This is a genomic window from Streptomyces sp. NPDC047000 (assembly GCF_040644295.1).
Lineage (GTDB): Bacteria > Actinomycetota > Actinomycetes > Streptomycetales > Streptomycetaceae > Streptomyces.
The window spans coordinates 55,908-74,378 of sequence record NZ_JBEYWE010000028.1 but is presented as its reverse complement, the minus strand read 5'-3'; the positions used below and the strand labels follow the sequence as shown (position 1 = coordinate 74,378).

At 74.7% G+C, this 18,471-nt stretch carries 17 protein-coding genes; 8 read left to right on the top strand and 9 right to left on the bottom strand.

All coding sequences use genetic code 11. The annotated features are described in order from the left end of the window. Positions 1-191: 191 nt before the first annotated feature. The 6 genes from ABZ862_RS31565 (at position 192) to ABZ862_RS31540 (ending at position 5,770) form a co-directional block, all read left to right on the top strand. Positions 192-734, top strand: a complete 543-nt coding sequence (locus ABZ862_RS31565) for a hypothetical protein (RefSeq protein WP_360965584.1) — start codon at positions 192-194, stop codon at positions 732-734. Between the two features lie 65 nt (positions 735-799). Next, positions 800-1,474 (top strand): AIM24 family protein, encoded by a 675-nt coding sequence (locus tag ABZ862_RS31560; RefSeq protein ID WP_360965581.1) that lies wholly within the window; start codon positions 800-802, stop codon positions 1,472-1,474. Between the two features lie 100 nt (positions 1,475-1,574). Next, positions 1,575-2,534 carry a threonine/serine dehydratase gene (locus ABZ862_RS31555; protein WP_360965578.1) on the top strand — a complete coding sequence of 320 codons (960 nt, stop codon included), beginning with the start codon at positions 1,575-1,577 and terminating at the stop codon, positions 2,532-2,534. Between the two features lie 136 nt (positions 2,535-2,670). Then, a complete protein-coding gene (locus ABZ862_RS31550) occupies positions 2,671-4,401 on the top strand; it encodes a serine/threonine-protein kinase (protein WP_360965575.1) in 1,731 nt (576 codons plus the stop codon). Between the two features lie 134 nt (positions 4,402-4,535). Then, the gene (locus ABZ862_RS31545) at positions 4,536-4,961 is read left to right on the top strand and encodes an SsgA family sporulation/cell division regulator (protein ID WP_360965572.1); all 426 of its coding nucleotides are present in this window, start codon (positions 4,536-4,538) and stop codon (positions 4,959-4,961) included. 137 nt (positions 4,962-5,098) lie between these two features. Beyond that, positions 5,099-5,770, top strand: a complete 672-nt coding sequence (locus ABZ862_RS31540; protein ID WP_360965569.1) for a DUF2238 domain-containing protein — start codon at positions 5,099-5,101, stop codon at positions 5,768-5,770. A gap of 110 nt (positions 5,771-5,880) precedes the next feature. Here ABZ862_RS31540 and ABZ862_RS31535 read toward each other — a convergent pair whose 3' ends face one another. The 7 genes from ABZ862_RS31535 to ABZ862_RS31505 form a co-directional block, all read right to left on the bottom strand. Next, positions 5,881-6,366, bottom strand: a complete 486-nt coding sequence (locus tag ABZ862_RS31535) for a DUF6328 family protein (protein WP_360965567.1) — start codon at positions 6,364-6,366, stop codon at positions 5,881-5,883. Positions 6,367-6,437: 71 nt separating this feature from the next. After that, positions 6,438-7,421, bottom strand: coding sequence for an aldo/keto reductase (locus ABZ862_RS31530; protein ID WP_360965564.1), 984 nt, complete (start codon positions 7,419-7,421; stop codon positions 6,438-6,440). A gap of 78 nt (positions 7,422-7,499) precedes the next feature. Beyond that, positions 7,500-8,222 carry a TetR family transcriptional regulator gene (locus ABZ862_RS31525; RefSeq protein WP_360965562.1) on the bottom strand — a complete coding sequence of 241 codons (723 nt, stop codon included), beginning with the start codon at positions 8,220-8,222 and terminating at the stop codon, positions 7,500-7,502. Positions 8,223-8,227: 5 nt separating this feature from the next. Further along, positions 8,228-9,751, bottom strand: coding sequence for an MDR family MFS transporter (locus tag ABZ862_RS31520; RefSeq protein WP_360965559.1), 1,524 nt, complete (start codon positions 9,749-9,751; stop codon positions 8,228-8,230). 104 nt (positions 9,752-9,855) lie between these two features. Continuing rightward, positions 9,856-11,061: an FAD-dependent monooxygenase gene (locus ABZ862_RS31515; protein ID WP_360965556.1), complete on the bottom strand. Its 1,206-nt coding sequence runs from the start codon at positions 11,059-11,061 to the stop codon at positions 9,856-9,858. Between the two features lie 164 nt (positions 11,062-11,225). Next, positions 11,226-11,957, bottom strand: coding sequence for a ribonuclease H (locus ABZ862_RS31510; RefSeq protein WP_360965554.1), 732 nt, complete (start codon positions 11,955-11,957; stop codon positions 11,226-11,228). Positions 11,958-12,035: 78 nt separating this feature from the next. Then, positions 12,036-12,833 (bottom strand): VOC family protein, encoded by a 798-nt coding sequence (locus ABZ862_RS31505; protein WP_360965551.1) that lies wholly within the window; start codon positions 12,831-12,833, stop codon positions 12,036-12,038. A 348-nt stretch (positions 12,834-13,181) separates the two neighbouring features. On the opposite strand from ABZ862_RS31505, the gene ABZ862_RS31500 reads away from it, so the two are divergent. Beyond that, on the top strand, positions 13,182-14,522 hold the full coding sequence (locus ABZ862_RS31500) for a hypothetical protein (RefSeq protein WP_360965549.1): 1,341 nt from the start codon (positions 13,182-13,184) through the stop codon (positions 14,520-14,522). Positions 14,523-14,681: 159 nt separating this feature from the next. Further along, positions 14,682-14,879: a hypothetical protein gene (locus tag ABZ862_RS31495; protein WP_360965546.1), complete on the top strand. Its 198-nt coding sequence runs from the start codon at positions 14,682-14,684 to the stop codon at positions 14,877-14,879. A 293-nt stretch (positions 14,880-15,172) separates the two neighbouring features. On the opposite strand, the gene ABZ862_RS31490 is transcribed toward ABZ862_RS31495, so the two are convergent. Next, positions 15,173-17,926, bottom strand: coding sequence for a LuxR C-terminal-related transcriptional regulator (locus ABZ862_RS31490; RefSeq protein WP_360965543.1), 2,754 nt, complete (start codon positions 17,924-17,926; stop codon positions 15,173-15,175). Positions 17,927-17,975: 49 nt separating this feature from the next. Further along, on the bottom strand, positions 17,976-18,458 hold the full coding sequence (locus tag ABZ862_RS31485) for a VOC family protein (RefSeq protein WP_360965540.1): 483 nt from the start codon (positions 18,456-18,458) through the stop codon (positions 17,976-17,978). Positions 18,459-18,471 lie beyond the last annotated feature (13 nt).

The window sequence follows — 18,471 nt, the reverse complement described above, 5'->3', positions numbered from 1 at the left end:
CCCGCGCCCCGGGCGGGGGCCGGGGTGGTGTTTCGGCTGCGGGTGCGTGGTGTGGGGGCGCGTGGTGGCGTGGGCGCTGTCGGGGGCTTCTTTGCGCCCCCGGGGGTGGTCGGGAGTCGGTGCGGGGGTGGGGTGGGGTCTCCTACGGTTACGGGTCTTGACCGAACGTGCCGTCAGGTCCTAGGAGTTCCGTGAACCACCGCACCACCGCAGGCGTTCTGGCGTCCTGCGCGCTCGTCCTCACCGCCGTGCTCGCCGGATGCGGTGCGCACCCGGACCCGGCGAAGCGGCCCGAGGCCGGGTCGGCGTCCTCGCCGTCCTCTTCGTCCTCGTCCCATCCGTCATCGGCGTCACCGGCGTCATCAGCATCTTCGGCGCCGTCCGGGAAACCGGGCCCGCGGGCCGGCGGTTCCGCGTCCGCGGGCACCGGCGGCGGGCGGCCCCGCGCCGCCGGGTCCGGACTGCCTCCTCGGCCCGATGCCTCCGGTGAGGCCGCCTACGTCCGCGCGCTGACGGCGATCGACCCGGACATCGTCCACGACGACGAGGACGGTGCCGTCGCCCGCGGCCGCGACCAGTGCCGTACGATCCACGACCTGCGCGGCGACCGCGAGGGACAGATCGCCGCCGCCGTAAGGCGTTTCACCTCACCGGGGCATCCGCAGGGCTTCGGGACGGCCAAGGGCGCCCGTATCGTCGACGCCGTGCACACCAACCTCTGCCCGGCTTTCTGAACCGGAGTCGCCGGACCGTGCGTTCGATCTTGGCGGAACGACCCGCTCCGGGACAGGATGCCCGCATGAAGGGTGATCTCTTTTCCAGTCAGCACATGGTCCAGCCCGCCACCGCGCCGGGAATGACCGTCGAGAACGCCAAGTGCATCCGGTACGCGGTGAACGGGGAGATGATGGCCCGGCAGGGTGCCATGATCGCCTTCCGGGGGAATCTGCAGTTCGAGCGCAAGGGCCAGGGCGTGGGCGGCATGCTCAAGCGCGCGGTCACCGGCGAGGGCCTGCCGCTGATGGCGGTGCGCGGTCAGGGCGAGGCGTGGTTCGCGCACGAGGCGCAGAACTGTTTCGTCGTCGAGGTGGATCCCGGTGACGAGTTCACCGTCAACGGCCGCAATGTGCTGTGCTTCGACTCGTCGCTGTCGTACCAGATCAAGACGGTGAAGGGTTCCGGCATCGCGGGCGGGGGCCTGTTCAACAGCGTGTTCACCGGGCAGGGCAAGCTGGGCCTGATGTGTGAGGGCAATCCGCTCGTCATACCGGTCTCGTCGCAGTACCCGGTGTACGTCGACACGGACGCGGTGGTCGGCTGGAGCGCCCATCTCCAGACCTCGCTGCACCGTTCGCAGTCCATCGGCTCGATGCTGCGCGGCGGTTCCGGGGAAGCGGTGCAGCTGATGCTGCAGGGCGAGGGCTTCGTCGTGGTACGGCCGAGCGAGGCGACCCCGCAGGCCCAGCAGCACTGAGGCCCCAGGGTGCGGATTTGACCGGCGCGGCGTCATGGGGTCAGGGTGCGGAGCGGTGCGGCTCCCTGCCCCCGACCGCCGCGCCGGAAGGACGGACGTCGTGATCGGCATCGCGGAGATCGAGGCAGCCGCCGGGCTCATCGCCGGGCATGTGGTGCGCACCCCCACCGTGCCGAGCCCGGGGCTGTCCGGACTGCTCGGGGTGCCGGTCACCGCCAAGCTGGAACTGCTGCAGCGCACCGGCTCGTTCAAGGCGCGCGGGGCGACGGCGAAGCTGCTGTCGCTGAGCGAGGCGGAGCGTGCGGCGGGCGTGGTGGCGGTCAGCGGCGGCAACCACGGGATCGCCCTCGCGGTGATGGCGGCGGCGCTCGACGTCAAGGCGACGGTGGTCATGCCGCGTACCGCTCCCGCACGGTCGATCGAGATCGCGCGCGACGCCGGGGCGAACGTCCGGCTGACCGACGGCATGGGCAGCGCCTTCGAACTGGTCGGTGTCCTGCGCGACGAGGGGCTCACCCTGGTCCATCCGTTCGACGATCCGCTGGTCGTCGCCGGGCAGGGGACCGTGGGCCTCGAACTGGCCGAGGACGCCGGGGAGCTGACCGACGTGCTGGTCAGCATCGGCGGGGGCGGCCTGATCTCGGGGGTGGCGGCGGCCCTGCGGGCGCTGCGGCCCGACGTGCGGGTCTGGGGCGTGGAGCCGGAGGGCGCCCGGTCCATGTCGGAGGCGCTGGCGGCGGGCGGTCCGGTGCCGGTCGCGCTGTCGTCGCTGGTGACCACGCTGAGCGCGCCCTCGGTGTCCCGGCTGACCTACGAGCATGTGGCCGGGCTGGTCACCGAGGTGATCACGGTCCCGGACCGGGAGGCCGTACGGGGCTGCCTCGAGCTCGCCGACCACGCGAAGGTGTGGGCCGAACCGGCCGCCGGCTGTCTGCTGCCCGCGGCCCGGCAGGTGGTGGAGCGGGCCGGTGAGGAGATCCGGCTGGGTCTGGTGGTGTGCGGGGGCAACGCCACGACGGGCGAGGTGACGGCCTGGGCGGAGGGCTTCGGACTGCGCTGACGAACCGGCCGGCGCGCCGGCCGGGGCACGGGTCGCGGCACCGCCCGTTCGATTCCTGATCCCTTCGCGTTGAACAACCATGCGGTCACCCACCGTACTTACGGGAAAGGCGTAGGGCGCGGGATCTCAGCGAGGGATGACCATGGTCAAGGCGCACGTGTCGGCACGCGAGCTGGTCGCCGGGAGATACCTGCCCCTCGAGGTGGTGCACCGTGAGACCAACCGGGTCGTCTGGTACGCCGACGACGCCGTCACCGGCCGCCCCCGCCTGCTGACCCGGGTCGGTCTGCCGGACGGCTCGGGGCAGAACACCGCGCGCCGTTCGACCACCCATGTGGTGCGCACCCACGAGATCATGGGGGTGCTGCGGCCCGGCCGGGTCGCCACCGTCGTCGACGCCGTCGAGGAGAACGGCGTCCTGTGGACGGTGACCGAATGGATCGACGGCATCCCGCTCGGTGAACTCCTCGCCCGCCACGGCCCGATGAACCCCGGGCGGGCCGCGCGGATCGGTCTCGAACTGCTCGACGTGCTGCGGGCCGCGCACGGCGAGGGCATCACGCACGGCGAACTCAGTCCCGGCCAGGTCTTCGTCCCCGAGCGGGGCCCGGTCGTCGTCACCGGCTTCGGGCTCGCGGGGGCCACCCTGTCGCCCCGGGTGACCGCGCCGTCGTACGCCTCCCCCGAGCAGGCACGCGACGAGCGCGTCGGGCCGGCCGCCGATCTGTGGGCGCTCGGCGCGGTCCTCTACACGATGACCGAGGGGCGCCCGCCGTTCCGGGACCGGGGCAGACCCGAGGCCACCCTCAGAGCGGTGGACCGGCTCCCGCTGCGTCCCCCGCTGCGGGCCGGGCCGCTCGCGCGGACCGTGCAGGGGCTGCTGCGCAAGGACTCGCTCGAACGGCTGACGCACCCGGTGGTCCACGAGGCCCTCTCCCGCATCCGCACGGACGACGACACCGCCGACGGCAACGGCACCGGCGCGGGTCGTACGGAGGGCGCGGGCCGGGGCGGGGAGGCGGCGCACCGGCCGTCCGGGAGCGGCGGCCCCGTCCGGCGGCGCGGCTCGTGGGGCGGCCGCGCCATGACCGCGGGTACGGCGCTCGCCGCCGTCTCCGTCGCGGTCGCCCTGCTGGCCACGTCCGGCCGGCTCCCCGGGACGACCGCCGCCACGTCCGCCGGGGCCGCCACCGCGCCCCGGCCCGGAGCCACGCCGGGTGGCCCGTCGGGCGACCGTACGAACGCCCACGGCCCGGGCCCCGACGGCTCGTCCGGCACGTCCGGGGTGCCGGGCGCGTCCGGCTCCTCCGTATCGCCGTCGGCGGCCCGGTCCGCCGCCGCGTCGCCCTCCGCCCCCTCCCCCGCGCCGTCCCGCACCGCGCCGGGCGCCTCGGCACTGCCGGCCGGGTTCCGCCGCTACACCGCTCCGGAGGGCTTCTCCGTGGCCCTGCCCGACGGCTGGCGGCGTCTGGACACCGTCCGCGCCGCCGACGGCGCCTACCGGGTCACGTTCGGCGCGAGCGGCGACCCGCGCACGCTCGCCGTCACCTACAGCGAGCGCGTCGGCCCCGACCCCGTCGCCGTGTGGCTGGAGGACGTCCTGCCGGGACTGCTGCGGCTCGACGGCTTCCGGCTGATCGGCCGCGTCCGGGCCACCGCGTACCGGGACAGCCGGGCCGCCGACATCGAGTGGTTCGCGGGGCGGGGCAAGGACCGTACGCGCACCTTCGGCCGGGGTTTCCTGCTCGGCGGCGGCCACGGCTTCTCCCTGCGCTGGACGACACCCGCCGCAGACGGCACCCGTACCGCGGCCGACGGACTCGCGCTGCGCACCTTCCTCGCCACGTTCCGCCCGGCACCCGGCTGACAGCGGCGCCGGACACCGCCCGACACGTGTCACCCGTCTCCCCGCCCGACAGGAAACGCCTCACCCCGCAGGGCATGACTCGCCCAGCGGGGGTACCAGAGGCCACGATGTCCGTTCCCCCCGGAGGCCCGCCCGTGAACCCCCTCGTCCACAGCACCCTGGTGGTGCAGCTCCAGGCTGACGGCACGGAACGCTGCCCCGTGCTCGCCCATCTGTCGTACGACGTCCGCGACCCGTTCGCCGTCACCGCGGTGTTCAGCCACGACGGCCGGGTCCTCGCGCGCTGGCGGCTGGACCGGGACATGCTCACCGAGGGGCTGCGCGGGCCGGTGGGCGTGGGCGACGTGCGCTTCCGGCCGTCGACGACCGGGATGTGGGAGGAGCTGCGCATGGAGTTCCTCGGCGATCCCCAGCCCGGCGGCGGCCGGCGGCACGCGGTGGTGTTCGCCTGGGCTCCGGCCATGGCGGCCTTCCTGCGGCAGACCCGCAACGCCGTACCGCCGGGCAGCGAGGAGGTCCACGTCGACGGCTTCCTGGCCGAGGTGCTCGCCAGGGGCTGACAGCGGGGGACCCCGGTGCCGTACCCCCTCCGGGATGAGTAGCGGTACTCATGCCGCCGTACCGGCGCCGCCGCCACGATGAGGGCTCCGGTCACGCTCCCACGGCAGGGAGCGTCCCTACGGCGAGGAGTCCGCCCATGTCCGCCCCGTCCCTGCCCTCCCCGGCCCCGTCCGCCCCGGCACCCGGGGCGGCGTGGCGGGTCCCGCCCGCCCTGCTCGCCGGGATCGTGGTGGCCGGGATGCTCGTGTCGGGCTGGGCCCCGCACGACCGCGTCACCTGGCTGCTGGAGACGTTCTGGGTCGTCATCGGGCTGCCGCTGGTCGTCCTGGCCCGGCGGCGCTTCCCCCTCACCGACCTGCTGTGCTGTCTGCTCGCCGTGCACGCGCTGGTCCTGGCCGTCGGCGGCCACTACACCTACGCGCAGGTGCCGCTGGGCGACTGGATCAGGGACACCTTCGGCCTCGACCGCAACCCCTACGACCGGATCGGCCATCTGATGCAGGGTTTCGTGCCCGCGGTGCTCGTCCGGGAGGTACTGAGCCGGACCTCCCCGTTGCGCGGCAGCCGCTGGCTGGCACCGCTCACGGTGAGCGCGTGTCTCGCGTTCAGCGCGCTCTTCGAGCTGTTCGAGTGGGCGGCGGCCGTGATCGGCGGGCACGGCGCGGACGCCTTCCTGGCCACCCAGGGCGATGTGTGGGACACCCAGTGGGACATGTTCTGCGCGCTGATCGGGGCCACCGTCTCGGTACTGGTCCTCGGCCGTCTGCACGACCGGCGGATGGCGGCGCTGGAGGCCGCGCCGCGCTGACGACCGGCCGACTGCCCGGCTACGGCGTCAACTGCCGCGCCTGCTGCGGCTGCTGCGCCTACTACGGCTGCTGCGTGGGGGCGGGGCGGCCACGGGCGTGGTGGCCCGGGTCAGCGTCCGGCACGGTGCCGTGCCCACATCGGCAGGACGAACCAGCACAGCAGGTACCAGCCCGCCACCGGGGCGACCAGCCAGGCGATCGCGCTGTCGCCGGACGCCACCCGCAGGATCAGCAGCAGCGACGAGGTCATCGTGGCGAGCAGCAGGATCAGCCCGGTCACCGTCATCCGGGACGCCCAGCGCACGGCCTGCGGTTTGATCCGGTGCCCGGCCGTCATACGGTGCAGGGACACGGGGCCGACCAGAGCCCCCGTCGTGCAGGCGCCGAGCACGACGGTGGTGAGGTAGATGACCTGGTCCGTATCGGGCAGCTTGCCGTACTTGGGCGTGAAGACGACGGTGAGCAGGAAACCGAACAGGATCTGCACACCGGTCTGGGCGATACGGAGCTCCTGGAGGAGCTCGCCCCACATCCGGTCGGCCCGTTCCTCCTCGGTCTCGTCGCGACCGGGGTCCCGTCCCGCTGTCTGGGTCATGGGACGCGGGTTACCGCCCGGCCCGCCCCCCAAACCGGGCGGCGCCGGGCGGCGACCCGCTCACCGGGCGCCTACCAGCGGTTCTCGACCTGCTCCTTGATCCGGCGGTCGTAGAGCTCGCGGATCGCGGTGAGCGTCGGCGTGTCCAGCGCGGGCAGCTCGGCGGCGGCCGCGTTGGCGCGGGCCTGCTCGGGTGTACGGGCGCCGGGGATGACGGTGGTGACGCCCGGCTGGTCGATGATCCAGCGCAGGGCGAGCTGGGCGGGGGTGTATCCGCCGGGGGCGAGTCCGGTGAACTCGGCGGCGGCCCTGACGCCGGTCGCGTAGTCGACGCCGGAGAAGGTCTCGCCCTGGTCGAAGGCCTCGCCGTGCCGGTTGTAGGTGCGGTGGTCGTTCGCCGCGAAGACGGTGTCCTCGGTGTACCGGCCGGACAGCAGTCCGGAGGCCAGCGGCACGCGCGCGATGATGCCGACGCCCGCCGCCCGGGCCGCGGGGAGCACCTCGGCGAGGGGCTTCATGCGGAACGGGTTGAGGATGATCTGCACACTGGTCACGTTCGGCCGGGCGATCGCGGCGAGCGCCTCGGCGCAGGTCTCCACGCTGACGCCGTAACGGGCGATGCGGCCCTCCTCGACCAGGGTGTCGAGGGCGTCGTAGACCTCGTCGGAGGAGTAGACGGGCGTGGGCGGGCAGTGCAGCTGCACCAGGTCGATCCGGTCGACCTGGAGGTTGCGGCGGGAACGGTCGTTCCAGGCGCGGAAGTTGTCCAGGACGTAGTTCTCCGGGAGCTGTTCCAGGCGGCGGCCCATCTTGGTGGCCACGAACACGTCGAGATCGGGCCTGCCGCGCAGGAAGGTGGCGATGGTCTGCTCGCTGCGTCCGTCGCCGTAGACGTCGGCGGTGTCGAAGAAGGTCACCCCCGACTCGGCCGCCGCCTCCAGCACCGCCAGGGCGTCCTTCTCGTCCACGTCGCCCCAGTCGGCGCCCAGCTGCCATGTGCCGAGGCCCACCACGGATGCGTGCTGACCGGACCTGTCGAATTCGCGCTCGTCCATGGCGTCAGTCTGTCATCCGGCCCGGGGCCGGGCGGGCCCGGGGGCAGGGGCCGGGCGGGGCCGGGCAAAGCGGGGCGGTCAAGGAGTCAGCAGGGCCTGGACGACGGGGCCGTAGCGGGCCGTGATGTCGTCGATCGTGCCGGCGCGCAGCCGCTCACCGCGGGCGATGCCGTACATCACGCCGAGCCCGACCAGGGCGCCGACGGCGAGTTCCGCGCGCAGTGCGGCGTCGGGTCCGGTGAGACGCGCGGCAAGGCGTTCGGTCACCTGGGCCCGGAAGTTGGCGCGCAGCACGTCGCCGTGCTCGCCCTGCAACGGGGCGAACACGATCCGTACGACGGGGTCGGCGCCGCGCTCGCGCTGGCCGACCAGCACCTGGCGCACCATGTGCGGGCCGAGATCGGCGAGCGGTGCGGCGAGCAGGCCGGCGGCGTCGGTCTCGAAGGACATCACCCGGGCCAGCAGGGCGTCCTTGTTGCCGAAGTACTTCAGGACCAGCGGCGGGCTGACCCCGGCGCGTTCGGCGACGGCCTTGAGGGTGATGTCGGCGTGCGGGTGCCGGGCCAGGAAGTGCCGGGCGGCCCGGAGGATGGCGGCCTTGGTCGCCTCGGCGTCCCTGCGCCCCGGGGCGGGCCGGACTCCCCCGGCCTCCCCGTTCTCCTCGGCCTTCCCGGCGGCGGGGCCGCCGGTCGGGGGCGCGGTGGAGCTCGGTGCGGCGGAGTCCGGGCCGGTCGTCGCCGGGCCGGTCGTCGCCGGGCCGGTGGGCTCCTGGGTGCCGGGCGTGCGGGGTGGGGTGCTCACGCCCCTCATGCTCCCTCCAGCGCCCCGGCCTCGTCGGGAGCCCCCTTGACGCGGGCCCCCTTGGTACGGACGAACCGGCTGCCGCCGCCCGGGTCGCCCGGGTCGCCCGGGATGGTCAGGGCGGCCGCGCAGGCGGCGAGGGCGACGGCGCCCGCCATCGCGAAGGCCAGCAGATATCCGTGCAGCGTGGGCACCAGGGCGCTGCCCAGCGGAGCGCTGTGGTGGACGAGGACGGCGGCGACGGCGGCGCTGGAGGTGGCCTGGCCGATGGTGCGCATCAGCACGTTGACGCCGTTGGCCGACGCGGTCTGCCCGGCGGGTACGGCGCGCAGGATGAGGGTCGGCAGGGCGGAGTAGGCCAGGGTGGTGCCGGTCGCGACGACGGTGGCGCCGACGATGATCATCCACAGGTCGCGGCTGTCGGCGATGCGCAGGGCGTAGCCGCAGGCGATGACGGCCGCGCCGAGCGCGAGGGTGACGCGGGGGCCGCGGGAGGCCGAGATACGGGCCGACATGGGTGAGAAGAGCAGCATGGTGATGCCGCCGGGCAGCAGGCACAGGCCGGTGGCGACGATGGACAGGCCGAGGCCGTAGCCGGTGGCCTTCGGGGCCTGTACCAGTTGCGCGGTCACCAGGGAGTTGGCGTAGAAGGCGAACCCGGTCAGCAGGGCGGCGACGTGGGAGAGGCCGACCCGGGGCCGGGTGACCAGCTTCAGGTCGACGAGCGGGCTGCGGGCGTGCCGCTGCTGCCACCACCACAGGGCGAGGACGACGACCGCGGCGAGGAACAGTCCGAGGACCCGGGGACTGCCCCAGCCCCATGTGCCGCCCTGGGACACGCCGAGCAGCAGGCAGGTGAGACCGGCGGCGATGCCCAGCGCGCCGAGCACGTCGAAGCGGCCGGGCTCGCGCACCGGTGACTCGTCGACGGCCCACCACACGGCGGTGACGCCCGCCGCGCCGAGGACGCTGGTCAGCCAGAACATGGTGTGCCAGTCGGCGTACTGCACGACTGTCGCGGCGAGCGGCAGGCCGAGGGCGGCACCGATGCCGACGGTGGAGCTCATCAGGGCGACGGCCGAGCCGCGCCGCTCGGGCGGCAGTTCGTCGCGCAGGATGCTGATCGACAGCGGTACGACGGAGGCGGCGGCGCCCTGCAGGGCGCGGGCCGCGATGAGGACGCCGATGTCGGAGGACAGGGCGCACATCACCGAGCCGACGGTCATCAGGGCGAGGGCGCCCGTGAGGACCCGTCGCTTGCCGTACATGTCCCCGGCCCGGCCGAGCACCGGTGTGAGGACGGCCCCGGCCAGCAGGGTCGCGGTGACCATCCAGGAGACCGCGCCCGGCGAGGACCCGGTCAGCCGGGGCAGGTCGGGCAGCAGCGGTACGACCACGGTCTGCATGACGGCCATGAGGATGCCGCCGAACGCCAGCACCGGAACGGTCGGCCGGTTCCCGGGTCGGGTGCCGACCGGGCCGGGTGTCGGGCCGGGGCGGGCGGGGGATATCGGCGCGGGCTGATCCATCGGCACTCCGTGGCAGGGCAGGCAGGCAGGCAGGGTGGGCAGGAAAGCGGGTGAATAGAAATTCACCTTATCGGTGAATAGGCATTCACCCAAGCCGGTTCCGGCTACCGGCCGCCCGCCGAGGCCCGCTCCTGCACCGTCCGGGCCACCTTCGGACCCAGCCACCGCTTGAGTCTGCGCAGGGTCTCCAGCCGGTCCACGGCCTGGTCGATGCCGTAGTAGAGCCGCGGCGGGACGTACGGCAGCAGGGGCGAGTGGCGCTGGCCGAGGAGGGCGAACATGCGGTGCGGGGGCAGGCCGATGTAGCGCGGCAGGTTCTCGTACCACTGCGCGCTGTGCCGGGCGGCGCTCTGCGCGGGCAGCAGCGCGGCCCTGCGCTCCCGTTCGTAGGCGGCGAGGGCCTGCGGGAGCGCGGCGTGCCCGCCGAGGGCGCCGGCGAGGGCGATGGCGTCCTCCAGGGCGAGGGTGGTGCCCGCGCCGATCGAGTAGTGGGTGGTGTGGGCGGCGTCGCCGAGCAGGACCAGGCCGCCGTGGTGCCAGGTGCGGTTGGTGAGGGTGCGGAAGGTGAGCCACTGGGCGCCGCCGGTGGTGTCACCGAGGAGACGGTGGCCGTCGAGGACACCGGCGAAGAGTTCCTCCAGCAGGGGGAGGCTCCCGCCCGCGCCGGTACGGCCGAGGCCGAGGCCGTGCCAGGTCCCGGGGGCGCATTCGACGACGACGGTGCTGCGCCGCGCGCTGTAGGGGTAGCCGTAGCACCAGATCCAGCCTTGCGCGGTGCGGACGAAGGCGAAGGTGAAGGAGTCCAGGACCTTGGTGGTGCCGAGCCAGATGTAGCGGTTGCGCCCCGGCGTCAGCTCGGACCCGAAGTGCCCGGGGTACTGGCCGCGCAGAGCGCTGTGCACTCCGTCGGCGGCCACCACGAGGTCGGCGGCCGGCAGACTGCGCGGGGTGACACCGTGCTCGAACTCCAGCCGCACACCGAGGGAGCGGGCCCGCGCGGCGAGGATGCCGAGCAGCCGGTGACGGCCGATCCCGAAGCCGGTGTCACCCGGCCGGCACACCGTCACGTCCCCCACCCGGGCGACCCCCCGGTTCCAGGACACCGAGTCCCGCTCGATCGCGCGCGCCGACTCCGGGTCGTGGGAACGGAGCCGGTCGAGCAGGCCCTGCCAGTAGGTGACGCCCCAGCCGTAGGTCGACCCTTCCGGGTCGCGTTCGTGGACGGTGACGTCGTGGGAGGGGTCCTGCCGCTTCAGCAGGACGGACAGATACAGTCCGGCGGGCCCGCCGCCGACGCACACTACCTTCACGCGCCCCCCTGGGTCTCGCTCGGGACATCGTCCGAGACGTCACTCACGGTGTCCCAACGAGCCCGGAGGGCGGCAGGATGCGGGCGTACCGGGGCGTCTGCCGGCGCGGCGCGGCGCGGACGTCCCGGCCGGGCGCCCCTGGCCGGCCGGCCGTCGGACGGCCGTCAGCCGGCTGCGGCCGTGCGGCACTCCGGGTGGCCCCAGCCCTGGGTGTTCTTGGCGATGGGCTCACCGGCCGCGTAGGGGCGACCGCACGCGCAGCGGCCGGGGAACTTCGCCTTGAGGGTGCGGGAGGAGGAGCCTCCGGAGCGCGCCGCCGCGCCACCACCACCGCCGCCGCTCTTGCGGCCGCCGGACGCCTTGCGGCGCGGCGCCGCGCCCGCCGGGGTGTCCGGGGCGGCCGGGGGTTCGGGCGAGCCCAGCGCGCTGCCCGCGGCCCGCTGGACGACGGCCGCCTGGCTGGCGGCACGGTCGGCGAAGTCGTTGAGGGGGTCGCCGTCGACCTGGTGCGCGGGAACGTAGCGGAAGTCGACCGAGCGGCCCGCGAGCAACTCGTCGATACGGACGACGAGTTCCTGGTTGGCGACCGGTTTGCCCGCCGCCGTGCGCCAGCCGTTGCGCTTCCAGCCGGGCAGCCAGGTGGTCACGGCCTTCATCGCGTACTGCGAGTCCATCCGGATCTCGAGCGGCACATGGGGGTCGGTCGCCGACAGCAGCCTTTCCAGCGCGGTCAGTTCGGCCACGTTGTTGGTCGCCGTGCCCAGCGGCCCCGCCTCCCAGCGGTCCGGGGTCCGCGCTGCGCCGGCCACCACCCAGGCCCAGGCCGCCGGGCCCGGGTTTCCCTTCGAAGCCCCGTCGCACGCGGCCACCAGTCGTTCACCCATGCGCCCGATCATGCCACGGTACGGCCGGGGCCCCTTTCCCGGTCCGGGGTGCGCCGTGCCGCGGAGCTCGCCGGTCCGGGGCTCGCCGGTTCAGGGCACGCCGGTGATCTCCGGCACCTCGCCCTCGGTCGTGGCGACGTCGATCACCGAGAAGACCGCGCCCTGCGGATCGGCGAGCGCGGCGAACCTGCCGAACGGGCTGTCCATCGGGCCGAACTTGAGCGTCCCGCCCAGCTCGACCGCCCTGGCGACGGCGGCGTCGACGTCGGGCACGTCGAAGTAGACGTTGATGTAGGGCGGCACCTCGGCGGGGAACTCGTCGGTCATCGTCATCCGGCCGAGAAGGGAGTCGCCGCCGATGTCGTAGGCCCGGAAGTCGATGGTGTCGTCCTGGATCTGCTTGACGCCGTAGGGGAAGACGGCGGGGAAGAAGGCGTCCGACTTCTCCGGCTCCCGGGTGTAGATCTCGGCCCAGCTGTAGGCACCGGGCACGCCGACGGCCTCGAAGCCCTCATGGACGCCGGCCTGCCAGACGCCGAAGACGACCCCGCCCGGGTCGCGGGCCAGGCACATGGTGCCGAAGTCGCCGACCTGTAGGGGCTCCAGGAGCACGTCACCGCCGTTGGCCCTGATCCGCGCGGCGGTCGCGGCGGCGTCGGTGGCGGCGAGGTAGAGGCACCACTGCGACTCGCCCTCCTGGCCGGGCACGGGCGGGACGACCGCCGCGACCGCCTTGCCGTCCGCGTAGGCCTGGGTGTAACTGCCGTACTCGGACGACGCGTTGCCGAAGGTCCAGCCCAGGACCTCGCCGTAGAAGCTCTTCGCCGCCTCGACATCGGTGAACATCGCATCGGCCCAACAGGGGGTTCCCTCTGGTCGTACCGCCATGGCTGCGGCCCTCTCCGGTTCGGCGGACTGTCCCCGTCCTCACGCTAGTCATCCGCCTCGGGGCACGCGCGCCGAGCGCCGGCGGCCCCGGCGGCTTCTCCCGACCGGCACGCGGGGTCCGGCCGGTGTCACCCGCGGGGGGTGAGGACACCGGCCCGTCGGCGCGCGAGTCTCGGGATGGACGGCGGTACCGGGTGAATGCGGACGGGGGCTCCGGTACCGGCCCCACGGGGGAACGGGTTCGTCCGGCCGGGTGCCGGATTCGCCCGTACGGCTCTCTCGGCGTGCCGCCGCCCCGGTGCGCGGCGGGAATGGGGGCAGCGGACACCCGAGAGAGCCGGAGACCTCATGCGCGCCCCGAAGCAGCCAGCACACCCCGACAGCATCGGCGCGGGCGACGGGGGCGGCGACGGTCACGGTGCGGCCCGGCGGCCGGCCCGGAGTGCCGCGTCGGCGGTGCTGATCGTGCTGACCTGTCTGCTGGTGCCGGTCGCACTGCTGACCGTGTGGGTGCACGACATCGTCCTGGACACCGACCGCTACGTCAGCACGGTCGCCCCGCTGGCCCGGGACGCCGCTGTCCAGGACGCGGTCGTCCACCGCGTCACCGAGGCGGTGGACGTACGGGTGGACGGCAAGCAGGCCGCCGCGGACATCTCGGACTGGCTCAGGTCCCAGGGCCTGCCGCCCAGGGCCGCGGGCGCGGTGCGGCTGCTGGGGCCGCAGCTCGACGCCGCCGTGAACAGCGCGGTCACCAGGATCGCCCAGCGGTTCGTGCGCAGCGAGGCCTTCGCCCGGCTCTGGACACAGGCCAACCGCACCGGTCACCAGGGAGTCGTGCACGCCCTCACCGGAGAGGGGCGCGGGGCGGTCGGGGTGAGCGGGGGCACGGTCACCCTCGATGTCGGGACCGTCGTCGACGAGGCCAAGCAGCGGCTGGTCGACGCGGGGCTGTCCCCGGCCTCGAAGATCCCCTCGGTGAACAAGCAACTGGTGCTGTTCCAGTCCGATCAGCTGAAGAAGGCCCGCTCGCTCGCGCATCTGCTCGACGTGCTCGGCAACTGGCTGCCCGTGGTGGTCGTGCTGATCGGCGCCGGGGGCGTCCTGCTGGCCCGGCGGCGGCGCCGGGCGCTGGCCCGCACCGCCCTGGGAGCGGCGTTCGCCTGCCTGGTCGTCGCGATCGCCCTGGTCGTGGCGCGCCGCTACCTCCTCGACCATCTGCCGCCGCAGGTGCAGTCCCCGGCGGCCGCGGCGGTGATCTTCGACACGCTGGTCCGGTTCCTGCGGTCCGCGCTGCGCACGGCGATCGTGCTGGGGGTGATCGTCGCGCTCGGTGCGTATCTGATCGGGCCGGGCAGGCTGCCGGTCGCCGCGCGCGGCCTGAGCGAGCGCACCGCGGACTCGGCGGCGTCCTGGGCGTACGCCCACGAGATCCGCACCGGGCGGGCCGGGGTGTGGACCGAGCGCAACCGCCACTGGATCGCGCTCGGCGCGCTGCTCGTCGTGTCGCTGGTGTTCGCGCTGTGGAACCACCCCACGGTGGCGACGGTCGTCGTGCTGGTGCTGGTGCTGCTCGTGCTCCTCGCGCTGCTGGCGCTGCTCGCCGCGTCCGGCAGGGTCACCGGGGCGGCCGCGGCGGACGGGCCGGACGCCGGGACGGGCCGGGACCGGAAGCCGGGTGAACCGTAGACACCGTGGGCAGGGCCACCCGTGCGGGGTGATCCCGGGCGGTGCGGGACCGGGCAGGGTGGGACACGTCGGGGCCGCTCCCCGCCGGGGCAGCGCCGCGGCGGGCCGGCGACCGGGGGACCGGACCGGATTCCTTACGACCGGGGGTGAGGCGTCGGCATGCAGTACGAGATCCGTGTGGACGGACAGATGTCGGAGACGATGACCCAGGCGTTTCCGGAGCTGGACAGTTTCGTGGTGCCCCATCAGACGGTGCTGTTCGGCTCGGTGACCGACGAGGCCCAGCTGTACGGGCTGCTGGCCCGCTGCCAGTCGCTGGGCCTGCACGTGGTGGAGATGCGGCAACTTCCCGACTGAGCGTGACCCACCACAGCGTGCCACCGGGAGCGGGCCGCCCGGCGCGAGCCGACGGGAGCGGGCCGCCTGGGGCCGAGGAGCCGCCTGGAACAGACCACCCGGGGCCCAGCCGGCGAAAGCGGGCCACCCGGGTGTCGACGCCCCACGCGAGCCCCCGGAACGAGCCGCCAGGGCAAGCCACCCGCAGCAGACCACCCAGGGGCAAGCCACCAGGAGTGAGCCGTCAAGGCGGGCCACCGGGCAGCTCAGCAGGGCGGATCAGCCGGGCGGGCCGCCGGAGGGGCCCGTCGGGGTCACAGCAGGTGGAGGTCCCTGGCCCGGCGGACGGCCTCTCCGCGGCGGCTGGCGCCGAGTTTGCGGTAGACGCTCTTGAGGTGGGTCTTGACGGTGTTGACCGACAGATAGAGATCGGCCGCGATCTCCTCCGTCGACAGCAGTTGCGCGAGCCGCTGGAGGACCTCCCGCTCACGTTCGCTGAGTGCTTCGACGACCGTCGGGGGCGCCCCGCCGGCCGGCGCCGCCGGCGCGGGGCGGGCGGCGAAGGCGGCGGGCAGCCAGGTGTGGCCGCGGGTGAGGTGCGGCGCCGCGCGCAGCAGCCGCCGCAGCCAGGGGCCCGCCTCCAGCAGGGGGCGGCGCAGCCGGTCGGGGCGGGCCAGCCGCAGGGCCCGGGAGACGAGGCGCTGGGCCGTGACGGTGTCGCCGAGCGCGTCGGCGGCGGCGGCGCGGGTCAGCAGCGTCCGTACCGTGATCGCGGGGCCCTCCCCGCCGACCCCGGGCAGTTCGTCGAGCAGGTCGAGGGCGGCCCGGGGCGAGCCGCAGGCCAGGTGGGCGCGGGCCAGGGCGGTCCGGCTCGCGACGGTGCCGGGGGGCCGCTCCTCGAAGACGCGCAGCGCGGCCTCCGGGCGGCCCGCGGCGAGGTGCGCGGCGCAGCCGGTGAGGGCGGCGTGCTCGCGCACCCACGGTGAGGGCTCGAGCGCCGGGGACGGCTTCTCCAGGCCCTCGAGTTCGGCGAGGGCGGCCTCCGGCGCGCCCTCGGCGAGCCGGAGCCTGGCGCGCAGCAGGACGAGTCCGGCGGCCACGACAGGATCGTGGGGCGTGGTGGAGGCGGAGGCGGCGGCCTGTTCGAGGTGCCCGTGCGCCACGCCGAGTTCGTCGCGTTCGACGGCGACGGCGGCGAGCACCAGGCGGGGCGCCGGGGCGCAGGAGCCGGGCGGCAGTCCGGCGCCCTCCGCCTCGTCGAGTGCGCGGCGGGCGTGGGCCCGGGCAGGTCCGGGGCGGCCGCGCAGGATGTCGGCGAAGGCCAGCCTGCCCAGGCAGTCGTGCCGCAGGTACGCGGTGGACGGCGTGTCGTCGGCCTCGGCCGCGGCCGTCAGCGTGGCCCGGGCCGCGTCGAGGCGGCCTGCCCAGAGCTGGGCGGAGCCGAGGTTCCCGAGGATCAGCGCGGGCAGTTCCGGATGCGCGGCGAGCCGTTCGGGGGCCAGCGCCAGCCGGGCCGCCTCCGCCTCCAGGGCGGCGGTCTCGGCCAGGTCGGCGGCGCCGGTGGTGCGGGCGGCGAGGACCCGCAGCAGGGCGCAGCTCAGCCGTAGCGCGTCGGAGGCGGGGGCGCCCTCGCGGTGCAGTGCGGCGGCGGCCCGGTACAGCTCGGCGAGACCGCGGTCGGCGTCGTGGCGGCCCAGGTCGCGGGCGGCGCGCACCAGGTCCGCGGCGGGTCCGGGGACGTCGGGCGGCATCCGGGCGAACAGGGTGTCGAGGCGTTCGGCGTCGAGGCCGGTCAGCAGCCGTGCGATGCCGAGGTCCTCGACGAGGAGGCCGGCGGCGAACGCCCAGTCGCCGGCGGCGGCGGCGTGCGGGAGGGCCTCGGCGAGCAGGCCGGCCTCGGCGAGCCGGTGGGCGGCGGTGCGGTGCAGCTCGGGCTCGCGGCCGGGTTCGCGGACGCGCAGATGGACACGGAGGATCTCGGCGAACAGCGGGTGGAGCCGGTACCAGGAGTGTCCCGTGGCGTCGAGGAAGGCGTTGGCGCGCTGCAGCCCGGCGAGCACGGTCGCGGCGTCCCGGCGGCCGGTGAGCGCGTCGGCGAGGTCGGGGTGGATGCGTTCGAGGACGCTGCAGCGCAGCAGCAGTTCCTGGGTGGCGCGGGGCTGGGCGTCGAGGACCTCGGCCAGCAGGTAGTCGGCGAGCGTGCTGCGGCCCGCCTCGAACTCCTTGAGGAAGGTCTCCGGGTCCTCGGCCCGCTGGGCGGCCAGGACGCACAGGCGCAGCCCGGCGGCCCAGCCCCCGGTGCGCTCGGTGAGGGCGTGGATCCCGGCGCCGGACAGGGTCATGCCGTGCCGGTCCAGCAGGGCGGCGGTCTCGTCGGGGCGGAAGGCCAGGTCCGCGCCGCGGATGTCGGTGACCTCGCCCGCGGCGCGGTAGCGGTGCAGCGGCAGGAGGGGTTCGGTGCGGCTGACGACGATCAGGCGCAGTCCGCCGCCGGAGTGCCGGAGCACGAACTGGAGCTCGTCGGCGAGCTCGGCGCAGCCGGCGACGCGGTCGAACTCGTCGAGCACCAGGACCAGCGGTCCGGCGCCGTCGCTGAGGCGGGCGGCGAGCCGGGCGAGCAGCGAGCGGTCGACCTCGCCGGGGCGGACGGGGGTGCCGATGCCGTCGTGGCCGCGCGGGTCGCCGGGACCGCCGGACGCCCCGGGACGGCCGGTCCCGCCGGGGTTCCCGGGGCCGGCGGGAGCGGTGAGTCCGTGGGCGCGCAGGGCGGCCAGGACGTAGGTCCAGAACACGCCGGGCGCGTGGTCCTCGGGTTCCACGGTGAGCCAGGCGGTACGGTCCGCGGCGCCCGCCGTCCGCGCCCAGTCGGCGACCAGCAGCGTCTTGCCCGCCCCGGCCGCCCCGGCGACCAGCGTCAGCGGCCCCCGTACGCCCTGGGCGAGCCGCTCGGTCAGCCGGGGCCGCCGTACGTAGGTGCCGGGCACCACGGGCAGGCTGAACCGCGTGGCCAGCAGCGGGTCACCGCCTGGTGCCTGCGGTCCGGGAAAGGGATCCCTGGATGTGCCCACGCCTTGATCCTCGCCCGGCTCCCCCCGGCCCGCAACGGCGGGCCGCCGCTCACTCCCCGGCGTGGGCCCTGCGTACCGCGGCGAGGTCGAGTTTCCCCATGGCGAGCATCGCCTCGGTGGCGCGGGCGGCCTTCCGCGGGTCGGGGTCGGAGATCAGCTCGATCATCCCCTCGGGGATGATCTGCCAGGACACGCCGTACCTGTCCTTGAGCCAGCCGCAGGGGCCCGGCGAGCCGCCGTTCTCGGTGAGGACGGACCAGTAGTGGTCGACCTCCTCCTGGTCGTCGCAGTAGAGCTGGAAGGAGATCGCCTCGTTGAAGGTGAACTGCGGGCCTCCGTTCAGGGCGACGAACTTCTGCCCGTTGGCGGTGAACTCCACGACGAGCACCGAGCCCGCCGGGCCGGGTCCGGCCTCGGAGTAGCGGCCGATGCGCCCGATGCCGGAGTTCTTGAAGACGGAGACGTAGAACAGCGCGGCCTCCTCGGCCCGGCCGTCGAACCAGAGGCAGGTGGTGAATCCGTCGGTGGTCATGGGTTCCTCCGTG